Annotated in this window: 16 protein-coding genes and 1 pseudogene; 4 read left to right on the forward strand and 13 right to left on the reverse strand. The window is 62.5% G+C overall.

Translation table 11 applies throughout. The annotated features are described in order from the left end of the window. A partial coding sequence (locus tag AUR66_RS19030; protein WP_394326269.1) for a TlpA family protein disulfide reductase occupies positions 1 to 322 on the reverse strand: 322 nt, incomplete at its 3' end. 134 nt (positions 323 to 456) lie between these two features. Then, entirely contained in the window at positions 457 to 1,143 is a 687-nt protein-coding gene (locus AUR66_RS19035; protein WP_058573681.1) for a thioredoxin domain-containing protein, read from the reverse strand. A 109-nt stretch (positions 1,144 to 1,252) separates the two neighbouring features. Between AUR66_RS19035 and AUR66_RS19040 the strand changes: the two genes are divergently transcribed. Beyond that, on the forward strand, positions 1,253 to 1,585 hold the full coding sequence (locus AUR66_RS19040) for a 2Fe-2S iron-sulfur cluster-binding protein (protein ID WP_058573682.1): 333 nt from the start codon (positions 1,253 to 1,255) through the stop codon (positions 1,583 to 1,585). 20 nt (positions 1,586 to 1,605) lie between these two features. On the opposite strand, the gene AUR66_RS19045 is transcribed toward AUR66_RS19040, so the two are convergent. Next, positions 1,606 to 2,175 (reverse strand): NUDIX hydrolase, encoded by a 570-nt coding sequence (locus AUR66_RS19045; RefSeq protein WP_058573683.1) that lies wholly within the window; start codon positions 2,173 to 2,175, stop codon positions 1,606 to 1,608. Positions 2,176 to 2,357: 182 nt separating this feature from the next. Between AUR66_RS19045 and AUR66_RS19050 the strand changes: the two genes are divergently transcribed. Then, positions 2,358 to 2,549 (forward strand): hypothetical protein, encoded by a 192-nt coding sequence (locus AUR66_RS19050; protein WP_058573684.1) that lies wholly within the window; start codon positions 2,358 to 2,360, stop codon positions 2,547 to 2,549. A gap of 36 nt (positions 2,550 to 2,585) precedes the next feature. Further along, positions 2,586 to 3,014: an RNA-binding protein gene (locus AUR66_RS19055; RefSeq protein ID WP_058573685.1), complete on the forward strand. Its 429-nt coding sequence runs from the start codon at positions 2,586 to 2,588 to the stop codon at positions 3,012 to 3,014. Between the two features lie 24 nt (positions 3,015 to 3,038). On the opposite strand, the gene AUR66_RS19060 is transcribed toward AUR66_RS19055, so the two are convergent. After that, the gene (locus tag AUR66_RS19060; protein WP_058573686.1) at positions 3,039 to 3,602 is read right to left on the reverse strand and encodes a thioredoxin family protein; all 564 of its coding nucleotides are present in this window, start codon (positions 3,600 to 3,602) and stop codon (positions 3,039 to 3,041) included. 57 nt (positions 3,603 to 3,659) lie between these two features. After that, positions 3,660 to 4,085 (reverse strand): EamA family transporter, encoded by a 426-nt coding sequence (locus AUR66_RS19065; RefSeq protein WP_058573687.1) that lies wholly within the window; start codon positions 4,083 to 4,085, stop codon positions 3,660 to 3,662. A 174-nt stretch (positions 4,086 to 4,259) separates the two neighbouring features. On the opposite strand from AUR66_RS19065, the gene AUR66_RS19070 reads away from it, so the two are divergent. Next, a complete protein-coding gene (locus AUR66_RS19070) occupies positions 4,260 to 4,457 on the forward strand; it encodes a DUF7501 family protein (protein WP_058573688.1) in 198 nt (65 codons plus the stop codon). A gap of 47 nt (positions 4,458 to 4,504) precedes the next feature. Here the strand turns inward: AUR66_RS19070 and AUR66_RS19075 are convergent, their stop codons facing one another. The 8 genes and pseudogenes from AUR66_RS19075 to AUR66_RS19110 all read right to left on the reverse strand — a co-directional run. Further along, positions 4,505 to 4,951, reverse strand: coding sequence for an ester cyclase (locus tag AUR66_RS19075; protein WP_058573689.1), 447 nt, complete (start codon positions 4,949 to 4,951; stop codon positions 4,505 to 4,507). 119 nt (positions 4,952 to 5,070) lie between these two features. Continuing rightward, positions 5,071 to 5,517 (reverse strand): ester cyclase, encoded by a 447-nt coding sequence (locus tag AUR66_RS19080; RefSeq protein ID WP_058573690.1) that lies wholly within the window; start codon positions 5,515 to 5,517, stop codon positions 5,071 to 5,073. A 165-nt stretch (positions 5,518 to 5,682) separates the two neighbouring features. Then, positions 5,683 to 6,921, reverse strand: a complete 1,239-nt coding sequence (locus tag AUR66_RS19085; RefSeq protein WP_058573691.1) for an MFS transporter — start codon at positions 6,919 to 6,921, stop codon at positions 5,683 to 5,685. Between the two features lie 78 nt (positions 6,922 to 6,999). Next, entirely contained in the window at positions 7,000 to 7,890 is an 891-nt protein-coding gene (locus tag AUR66_RS19090) for a DUF58 domain-containing protein (RefSeq protein ID WP_058573692.1), read from the reverse strand. Continuing rightward, positions 7,887 to 8,906: an AAA family ATPase gene (locus AUR66_RS19095; RefSeq protein ID WP_058573693.1), complete on the reverse strand. Its 1,020-nt coding sequence runs from the start codon at positions 8,904 to 8,906 to the stop codon at positions 7,887 to 7,889. The genes AUR66_RS19090 and AUR66_RS19095 overlap by 4 nt, the downstream gene beginning before the upstream one ends. After that, entirely contained in the window at positions 8,899 to 9,798 is a 900-nt protein-coding gene (locus AUR66_RS19100) for a DUF7502 family protein (protein WP_197409887.1), read from the reverse strand. The genes AUR66_RS19095 and AUR66_RS19100 overlap by 8 nt, the downstream gene beginning before the upstream one ends. Then, positions 9,788 to 10,429, reverse strand: coding sequence for a chromosome partitioning protein (locus tag AUR66_RS19105; protein WP_058573694.1), 642 nt, complete (start codon positions 10,427 to 10,429; stop codon positions 9,788 to 9,790). The genes AUR66_RS19100 and AUR66_RS19105 overlap by 11 nt, the downstream gene beginning before the upstream one ends. Further along, positions 10,426 to 11,019, reverse strand: a pseudogene (locus AUR66_RS19110) (magnesium chelatase); the annotation flags it as partial. The gene AUR66_RS19105 and the pseudogene AUR66_RS19110, both read right to left, overlap by 4 nt.

The raw sequence follows: 11,019 nt of genomic DNA on the forward strand, positions 1-11,019 counted from the left end.
CGTCGTCGCCGAACTCCGTGTGAAGTGCCCGGAGCGATTCCATCTGCGCGACACACGGGGCGCACCACGTCGCAAAGAGGTCGAGGACCGTCGGCGTCCCGTCGACGGGAATCTGCATCTCACCGGCAGTCGACCCCTGTGCGTCGATGGTATCGACGGTGAGTGGAAGGTCCCCAGTGTCGGACGCGGTGGTAGACGACTCAGTCCCGGACTCGTCAGTCGTCGATTCGGAAGACCCACCGCCGGTTCCTCCGCCGAGACACCCTGCGAGGCCAGTGAGACCTGCGCCCGCGAGGACGCCGAGTACGTCACGCCGGTTCATCTATCACCACTCCGGCGTGTCCCGGGAGACGCTCGCATCGCTCTCATACATCTGGCTAGACAACCTCGACCTAAAGAAGCGCTGGTGTCGTGCGCGAATCGTGCGCGAGAGGTGGTGTGCGCGTCGAATCCGGCTTATCGAGCGTTCTCGATAGCCGTTTTGAGGTCTTCCCATCGAGGAGCGACCTGTTCGCCGTTCACGAGGACGGTCGGCGTGCCCTGGAACCCGCGGTCCTCGACGGCGTCTTTCCGTTCTGCTTCGACGAGGGGGCGGTACCGCTCGCGTGCGGCGGCGGCGACGATAGAACAGCCGTCGAGGCCGGCGTCGTCGGCGACGTCTTGGAGGGTCGAGAGTGCCTCTTCGTCGTCACTCCCACGGAACGTGGACTGGTTCTCGTAGAGCGTGTGCGAGAAGTCGAAGAACGCCGCGTCGTCGGCTTCGTCTTGAACCGCACGGGCGGCAGAGGCGCCGACCCACGACCACCACTCGTCGACCGGAATCGGGAAGTCGTGGTGGCGGTACGCGACGATGCCTTCGGAGACGTACTCCGATTCGAGTTTGGGGAGGACTTCGAGACTGAAGGTCGCACAGTGGGGGCACGCGAAGTCTTCCCAGCCCTCGACGACGACGGCGGCGTCGTCGGGACCCATCTGCGGGGCCGGGAGGGAGTCGACCGTCTCTCGTTCGGGGACGTCACAACCAACAGCAGCGACGGAACCGTCGTCACTACCGGAACCGCCAGACCCGCCGAGACACCCTGCGGTGCCGAGGGTCAACGCACCCGCCGTCGCGGCGAGATACGCGCGTCGTGTCTGTCGCATATGTTGACGGAGGGATGTGTCGTACTTAGACTCACCGGGGACGGCCGACCGGGTCGGCGGTGGCACGCAGAACGATACCGATTAATCGGCGTAGTTCCTCCCGACAGACGTGCCGACCGTCCGATTTCGTGGCCGCGAGATTTCGTGTGAACGAGGAGACGTCCTCCGAGACGTGCTTCGAGCGGCCGGTGAATCTCCCCACAACGGGAATTCGTCGTGGTTCAACTGTCGCGGCGGCGGGTCCTGTGGGACCTGTGCCGTCCGCGTCCGTGGCCCCGTCACCTACCGGACGAAGAAAGAGCGATTGCGACTTCGATTCCCGCCGCACGACCCGGACGAAGGGCTTAGACTGGCGTGCCAGACGCTCGTGTTGGGTGACCTCACCGTCGAGAAGTATCCGGGCTTTTGGGGTCAACACGTCACCGACGGCGCCACGGACTGAGAGCGTGGTCGAATACAGGGTCAGTCGTCGGCGACGTGGTCGAACCACGCTCGAAGGTCCGCTCTGTCGCGGGTATCGGCGGGCACGTTATCGACGGAGAACCACCGTGCCGCAGAGATTTCGCCGTCTGGGTCGTCGGCCGAGGGGGCCGATTCGTCGTCGACCCGCGCCCGATAGATGGGCATGATACCCCACGTCTGGTGGCCGCCGCACCGAATATCGACTCGGGTCGCCATCGCCAACCCGCCGTAGTCGGCGGTGATTCCCGCTTCTTCGACCAGTTCTCGTTGTGCTGCTTCCCGGAACCCCTCACCTTCGTCGACGCCGCCACCGGGGAGGACCCACATATCGACGCCCTCGTGGCGAACTAACAGGACTTCGTCGTCACCGCGGCGGACGACAGTGTGCGCGCCGTAGGGGGTCCCCGTCGATTTGACACGCGTCGCGAGCGTTCGAAATCGCTCGCGTGAGACACGTCGCGTGTGGACCGGTTCGAGAAAATCGGTGTGGCTCCGCCGAAGCCGGTGATACGCCTGTTCGGCCCGTTGTCGTGCCTGGTCGGCGAGGAACCACAGGTCGTCGACGGTCATCGACTTCCGTCTGGCGGTCGGTGTGCGAGCAGACGACTCCGCATACTCGGAGTTGGGTGTGGCTCTTCAAATTGGCTTCGACACAGTGCTGGCATGCGAGCACGGTGCGGGCAGGTCTATGCGTGAGCGTGGACTCGCGCCCAACCATCGCCCTTTTATTCGGCGGGGCGGAACCTGTCTCTATGAGCTTCGAGAAAGACGACAAAGTCGTCCTGCACGACCAGCACAGCGAATTCGACGGCGAGACCGGAACGGTCACGCAGGTCATCGAGAGCATGTTCGGCGAACCGACCTACACGATTAGCTTCGACGAGGGTCAGGAAGTCGGCATCCCAGAAGACCAACTCGAAGCAGTCGACGAAGACGAGGAGTAAGCCGACCGCACCGCCGCCTCCGAAAAGACCCTTACAATGCCACGCGTTCCGTTTCACTACGTCGACCTCCGAGCGTTCTGTTACGAGACAGAAGACGAAAAGCGGGTCGAGGAGGCGCTTCGGACCTTCCTCCCCGACGACTTCGAGATAGACCGGATGGAGAGTACCGGCCACCACGGCGACAGAATCGTCGTCTTCTCGGCACGGGCCGAGCGAGCAGACGACATTCGCCACATCCTCGCTAAGATTCGGGAACTCCCCGACTTCGAGGAGTTGTTGGACGAACTCGACGACCGAGTCACAGAGAACACCGAGTTCTTCTTGCGACTGGACAAGCAGGCCGCGTTCAAAGGCGAGGCCCGTCGCGGTGGCGGTCTGACGCTTCGCGCGAAGGTCGAAGCCTACCCGGCGAAGAAGGAGGCGGCAGTCGAGAACGCCCGCGAAGCGCTTCTCGGTGACGAGTAACGGATTCTCACGAACTGACGAGTCTCACTCGTCTTTCCACTTGATGGAACAACCCTGCGACGGATATTCGTCGACAGGGATGTCGTCGCCAGCGAGGAGTGCTTCGACTGCCTCGCGCATCTCGTAGGCCGTCACTTCGTCGTCGGGACTCATCGCGTCGTCGATGCGGGAGTGGAAGACGAGTTCGAACCCGTCACCAGTGTTCTCGAAGAGGAACGGGTCTGGCGTACACACCGCGCCGTACTCGGCGGCGACTGCTTGTGACTCGTCGCGGAGGTAGGCGGTGTACTGAATCGTCTCGTCGGCGACGAGTTCTTTCATCCGGTCGAACGAGTCGTCAGGGTACTCGTCTGCGTCGTTCGGGTTGATTCCGACGACGGCGAGGTCATCGTAGGCGTCGGCGAGGTGGTTCAGTTCGCCGAACTTCGCCTTCGCGTAGGGACAGTGGTTACACGTAAACACGACGAGCAGGGCGTCGTAGTCCGCGAACGACTCCAGCGAGTACGTCTCACCGTCGGTGCCCGGCAGTTCGAAGTCGGGCGCGTCGTCACCGTGTTCGAGTTCTGAGTCGGATTCCAGCAGTACCATACGCCGAGGTTAGCCCGCGAGAACCAAAAGCCGTTGGCCCGTCGAGACGGACCCCATTCACTCGACGGAGACGAGGACGACGGCGAGGACGGCGAAGAGGATACCTGTCGCTTTCCGAATCGTGACGGGTTCTCCGAGTGCGACGATGCCGACGACCGACGAGAGGGCCAGAAACATCCCGAAGATAGGAGCGACGATAGAGACGGGGCCGAGTGCCAACGCCCGATAGTACGAGAGGATGCCGACGGCCAGACAGACACCGGCGAAGAGCACGTACGGAAGTTTCGAACTCACGACCGAGTCCGAGACGTTCTGTCCGGAGACGACGATGACGCCGATTGTCGCCGCGACGAGGACGCCGTTCGCGATGAGGGCCGCCACGTCGCTCGGAATCTTTCCCTGTCCGGTCGTCGCCACTTTCATCAACGGGGCGACGAGGGAGTACGCGCCGAGTGCGACGACTGCCCACGAAATGTAGTTCACAGAGAGGTCACCGTTCGACTACCGGACGGGAAGCGGGTATAGGGTTACGATTCGAAGACAGCGGGTCGTTAGGGAGTGTATACTTGGGTACAAATTCGTTAATTAGATAATACTCTGTTTCCAAAAGCCCAAAAAGAACATAGATTTATCAAGTATTATCGCATATGGGTAGACATGTCCCAGGAAGTATCCCCCTCGGTCATCGCACACACGTGGGACGACCCGACTCGGTGCCCGTTTTGCCTCGCCGAACTAGAGAGCGAAGGCGCTGGCTTCATCGACCACATCGACGAGAGCCCTATCTGCCAACAGGGCTTCGGCATGTGGCGTGATGCAGTCGCCGACGACGTGGGCGGCGAGTGGTCTGGCTGAGTCACGAGGCTCGGCGCGACACGACTATTTTTCGAAAAGAAGCGTGTTCACTCGGGAGCGACGCCGAGTTGCCGCATCATCGTCATGATGTCCGTACTGTTCCACTCTTCGACGACGAGTCCGCCTTCGAAGCGAAGTTCGAAGAGCCCCCACGTGTCTATCGTTTGGTTCGTCGCTGGGATATCTCCGCGTGCGCTGCGGAGCGTTCCGTCGTGGGTGCCAGTGAGGTGGTACCGCCCGTACACCACGTCGTCTCTCGCCGTCACGTCGTGTGGTTCCGTGTGGAAGTCTGAGAACGCGTCGTGGTACTTCTTCGCCCAGTCTTTCACCGCCTGTGCTCCCACGATTCCCTCCGGTTCAGAGAAGGCGTGTGACTCGGAGAGTGGGTCGTACACCTCGTCGACGACGTCGTAGTTTCTCCCGTTCCACATCTCGTCGATGACGCGGAGTGTCATCTCCCGGTGCGTCTGTTCTTGGTCGGTTAATTCGGCCATCTTTCTCCACCAGTCGTACGGACGCGAGACACCGGCATAATATTGTATTCTTACTGTCACGAATGACGAAGACGAACAGAAAAATCGTCGCCCCCCGATAGTTCGACCGAACTCCGAGGTCACTCGGGAGCGACGCCGAGTTGCCGCATCAACGTCATCTGGTCGGTGCTGTTCCACTCTTCGACACAGAGGCCCCCCTCGAATCGGGATTCGACGAGTCCCCAGGTGTCCATCTTGCGATGGGTCGGCGGGATGTCTCCGGACGGGGTTTCGAGTGTCCCATCGTGCGTCCCAGTCATGTGGTACCGCGCGTAGACGTGGTCGTCTACGGCCTGCAAGTCGTACAGTTCGACGTGGAAGTCCGAGAACGCCTCGTGATACTTCTGCGCGAAGTCTTTGACCGCTTGCGTCCCGACGATTGTGTCCGGTTCAGAGAAGGTGTGCATCTCGACGAGAGGGTCGTAATCTTCGTCGACGACGTCGTAGTCCCCCTTGTTCCACAGTTCTTCTGCGACGCGAAGTGCTGTGTCCCTGTTCTGTTGTTCTTTCTCGGTCAGTGTAGCCATCTCTACCACCACTAGAACAGACACAGAGAGATGGCTTAGTAATGGATTCTTCCCGTCACGAACGTCCATAGAGAAAATAATCGAGTGAGGGCGTTCGCTTCGACTGCACCACCCCCCGTGTTCTTCCCAGCGACTATCCTCGGCGGATTCGGACCGATCGCGGCGTTAGTCACTCGCGGCGGCCTCTGGGTCTCTGGCAGACCCGTCGACGTGCCCGAGTAACCACTGTGTGAGTCCGAGTGAGACGACGCCGAGGACGGCGACGACGCCGAACGCCGCCTCGACGCTTCCGAGGTCGATGAGTGCCCCGAAGGCGGGCGGGGCGATGGCACCACCGAGCGAGATGCCGATGGTGACGACGGCGAAGTTCTTGCCGAGGTCACTCCGTTCGGAGAGTCGGTCGGCGAGCGTCGAGCGTGCCGGCCGGGAGACGCTAATCGTCCCACTGAATGGGAGGACCAAGACGAGCAGTGCGAGCGGGAGCGACCCACTGGCGAGGAGTGCTGCGAGGGCGGCGAGTGCCGCGTAGCCACCGAGCGCAACGTCTCCGGGGCCGATTCGGTCGGTGAGTGTGCCACCGAGGAGAATCGTTCCCGCACCGGTCACGAGCATCCCGGAGACGAGGAGGTTCGCCGTGCTAGGCGCGAGGCCATACCCGTCGGAGAGGAGTTGTGGCGAGTACGTCCTGATACACCACGCCGCCGCCGAGGTGAGGAACGACAGCAGGGCGAGGCCCATCAGCCCGGACGATTTGACGAGTGCAAGCGCGCCGCGGCGGACACCTGCGAGGGACGGGCGAGACGATGGCTGTTCGGACGTTTCTGGTCGGGCGATTCGCGGTGCGAACCCGCGTGCAACCGGCAGTGCGACGAGGGCGAACCCCGCGCCGAGAACCGCGACGATGCCGACGACCCAGCGCCAGTCGAGGCCGACGAAGTCGGTTCCTGCCGCGATTGCGTACGGGACGGCGAACCCGAGTGACCCGCCGAGTGCGTGCAGGGAATACGCTCGGCCGCGATTCGTCTCCGAGGAGGCGGTAGCGAGGAGTGGATAGTGCGCAGGGTGGTGGCCCGCGATACCGACGCCGAGGAGTGCCTGCGAGACCAACAACCACCGATAACTCGGGGCTAAGGCCGTCGCGACGATGCCCAGTGTCCCGACGACGAGCGAGATGGCGAGGACGAGTGTGCGACTCTTCGTATCAGAGAGGTAGCCGAACGGGAGTTGTAAGAGCGTCACGACGGCCCCCTGGACGCCGATTGCGAGGCCGACGGCCGCGATGCTCACGTCGAACTCCGCTGCGACGGCACCGATGACTGGTGCCAGCGCGACCAAGTAGGCGTGGTTGACGACGTGCGACCCGGCGACGAGGCCGACGACCCGACGTTCCTGCGTATCCGTCACAGGAGACTGGTCAGTTCCAGTGGTGAAAAGCGCGCCGTCCGCGGCGAGACCAACCGCGGTGCAACGTGCGTCCGAGCGTCAGCGTTGGATACGGCGTTCGCCGCCGAGTCGCGCGCCGAGCCAAAGTGTCGCGAACGTGTCGAAGAAGTCGTCACCCGTATCGACGAGTTCGTGTTCGACGCCCAGGATGCGACAGCGTTCGTCGACAGCCTCGAGGTGGTCACGGAGTCGCTCGCCGTAGCGTCTCGCCGCCGACCCACCGAAGTACGTCCGTCGCGTCTCGTCAGACTCCGGGTCTTCGAAGATTGCGTCGCCAGTCGTCGCCGGGCCGAGTTCTTCGGGCGTCAGTACCTGTGCGACGAGCACGTCGTTTCGGGCGAGTGCGCCGAGTCCGTCGGCGATGTCGTCTGGGTCGAATAGCAAGTCGCTGATGACGAGGACGAGCGAGCGCGAGTGAATCGTGTCGGCGTACGCTTCGAGGGCCGCCTCGATGTCGCCGTCACCACTCGGTGTCGTCTGATTCAGGTGGTCGACGAGTCGAAGCACCTCACCCTGCGTCGAAGTGTCGGTGTCGATTCGGTCGGGAACCTCGTCGATGAGCGAGAACTGGAAGTCGTTGTGGTCCTCGGCGGTGAGGTGGCAAAAGCCCAGACCGAGTTTCGCACCGTACTCGAACTTGTTGCGGTCACCGTCGCCGAAATCCATCGACGCCGTGGCGTCGAGGAGGACGTGGACGGTCAGGTTCCGCTCGGCCTCGAATCGTTTGATGAACAGTTCTTCTGTGCGGGCGAAGACTCGCCAGTCGATGAGTCTCGGGTCGTCGCCCGCGACGTACCGCCGGTAGTCGCTGAAGGTGAGGCCCTCACCCACGTCTGGCGACTGCTGGTCGCCCTGAAGCGGTGCGTTCGACGTACGCTTCAGCGCCGTGTCGAAGCGGTCGAGTTCGTCCAGAAAGTCGGGGTCTATCATTCCAACAGTCGGTGGACCACGTCGTCTGGCGTGAGGCCCTCGCGTTCCGCGCGGAAGTCGAGGATGATGCGGTGTCGAATGACTGGTGCCGCCATCTCGGTGACGTCTTCCCACGAGACGTACGTCCGGCCGTTGACGAACGCCCGTGCTTTCGCGGCGAGGACGAGTGCCATGCTCGCGCGGGGACTGGCGCCGAACTCGATTGCCTCGTCTTCGCGGGTCCGCCGGACCAACTCGATGGTCCGGTCGCGGATGTCGTCGGCGATGGGTACCTTTCGGACGAGTTCCTGAGCGGCGAGGAGGTGCGTCCGCGGAAGCACGCGTTCGACATCCGGGAGGACCGCGCCTTCGGCGTACTGCTTGACGATAGACCGTTCGTCGTCGAATGACGGATAGTCCACGACGATTTTCATCAGGAACCGATCGGTCTGCGCCTCCGGAAGCGGGTACGTCCCGCCCTGGTCGATGGGGTTCTGTGTCGCGAGGACGAAAAACGGTTTGGGAAGCGTGTAGGTGTGGCCGGCGGCGGTCACCTGTTTTTCTTGCATCGCTTCGAGGAGTGCGGACTGGGTCTTCGGCGTCGCTCGGTTTATCTCGTCGGCGAGGACGACGTTGGCGAAGATTGGCCCGCGTTCGAAGACGAACTCTCGACCCTCTGGTGTCTCGCGGATGATTTCGGTCCCGGTGATGTCTGATGGCATCAAGTCGGGCGTGTTCTGGACGCGCGAGAATTCCAGGTCGGTCGCTGCGGCGAGGGTTCGCACGAGTGTCGTCTTCCCGAGGCCGGGATTGGATTCGAGTAACGCGTTACCGTCGCAGAGGACGCAGACCAAGAGTCGTTCGACGACGTCCTCCTGTCCGACGATTCGTTTTCCGACTTCGTCTGTGACCGACGCGACGCTCGATTGGAGGTCTTCGATGGTCAGGTCTTCGAGGGTCGTGTTCGCTCGGTCGATATCGTCCGAGAGTTTCGTCTCGGCGTCGTCTGTGGGGTTCCAGTTGTGTTCGTCACTCATCGTCTTGGTCTCGTATCTTGAGGGTGTAGTCGCGAATCAGTTCGGCCTCTTCGAGGGTGTCGTCTTCGAGGTAGCCAGCGCGTTGACTCTCGACGCCGGACTCTCCGCTGAATCCAGTCGAGTCGTACGCCGCCGCGGACGAACTCGGGTCATCACTGCCACCACTCACCCCGGACAGCGTCGCGTTGAGTTCTTCGGACCCGGCGGTCACGTCTTCGGGGTCACCGAGGATTGCACTCCCGTTTTGGAGTTCGGTCGATGGGTCCTGTGCGTCGAGTTCGTTCCCACCGTCGCCTGCTTGTCCACCGGGCACGTCGAGTTGGATGTCCTCGATAGCGACCTGAATGCTCGCAACCGAGAGCAAGAGTGCGAACACCAGCGTCAAGAAGACACGTCGCGTCGGAAGCAACTCCACCGACGACGTCGATTTCAGCCGTGTGATGACGTCGTCGTAGAGTGCGAGCGTCATCTCCGAGGTGGTGTCGGACGAAATCGTATCGCGGGCAGTCCGCAACGCTTCGGCCACAGACGGGTTGACCTGCTCGAACTGTTCGACCGGTGGGTCCCACATCCGCAGTGTGTACTCGGTGACGGCGACGAGGAGGCCGAGGACGAGTGCGAGTGGGACGGCCACGTGGACTGTCGCCGTCGTGTCGACGCCGGGGAGTTGCGCGAGCGAGAGCGAGTCCGAAAACGGCAACGCGACGACCCGCAACACGACGTTTGCGAGAAGCGTCACTGCTGCGGCATCGACGATACTCGGGACGAGTGCCGCCTTCTTGACCTCGCGTCGAACGTCGCCGACAGCAGCGCGCATCTCGGCACGGTGGTCGGCAGCAGTCACTGACTGTGGGGCGTTCGTGTCGTCGGAGGAGGGATATTCAGACGCCATCACACGCAGGAGGTTTGTCGCCCTCGATGGCCGCACACGCGGATTGGAGGTCCGATTCGAGGCTGTCGACACGCCGTTGCAGACGGTCGATTTCCGCTTCGAGGAGTTCGACGTCAGTTTCGAGGTTGTCGATTTGCGATTCGAGGTTGTCGTTCGCCGATTCCAGGTCTTCGTTCACCCGTTCGAGCGTGTCGAGTTCGGTCTCCAGTCGCTCTTGAATCGCTCTCCGGTCGTTCAAGTCGGCGACGAGAGCGTCGATGCGGTTCCGAGAGGTACTGAGTTCTTCTTCGGTCTGCGTCAGTACCGCACGAGTCGACTCGAGTTCGGTCTGTGTCGACTCGAGTCTCGCCTCGGTGTCTTCGAGGTTCGTCGAGACCTGTGAGACGTCGCCACGCGTCCGTTCGAGGCTATCGTTCAGGTCGGACAGTTCGTCGTTGGCCGCCGAGAGGTTCTGTCTGGTCTGTGAGAGGTCTGTCTCCAACGCTTCGTTTTGCTCCCGCAACTGCTCGTTTTGCTGGTCGAGCGTGTCGACGGAATGTTGGTAGAACATCGTTGCACCGACGGTTCCAGCGGTGAGGAGGACGACGAGGGCAACGAGGCCGAGATTCAGGGACCGGCCGATGGAACTCATATCAAACCACCTTCACTTTGGGTTCGACCCCGATACACTTGAAGACGCCGGAGGAGGACCTCTCCGAGGTACACGAGGAAGGCGCTGAGGACGAGATACCTCGCCCAGTCGTCGCGGACGGGCTTCACACCTGATGCATTGTCGCGCGCAGACGTGGCTATTTCGGCGGCATCGTTCTCGTCGTAGAGTCGGCCGCCAGTGTCGGCGACTGCCGCTTCGAGGGCCGGTGACGTGCCGAATCCACCGTACTCGACGGGGTAGTTGACCGCGAACGCGCTGTCGAGCACGTCCTGATAGCCCTGTTCTGTCGGAACGATAGTCGCCTCGTAGACGCCGGGACCGACCGCCGAAAAGGAGAGATTCTCCGTCGCTTCGGGGCGGGCCTCGCCGCGGTAGACGACGGTGACGGGCGACCCGACGCGGGTGTCGCTCACGTCCGTCACGCCGCCGGCTTTTCGCTCGGGGTCACCGATGACGTAGTTCGTCGACTTCGTGAGCAACAACGAGTCGGGGCGACTGAGGAGGCCATCGAGCGACCCATCGCCGCCGTAGGAGGTGATGGTCGCCACACGACCCAGGCCGTAGCGCCA

It is taken from the genome of Haloferax profundi (genome assembly GCF_001469865.1).
GTDB lineage: Archaea > Halobacteriota > Halobacteria > Halobacteriales > Haloferacaceae > Haloferax > Haloferax profundi.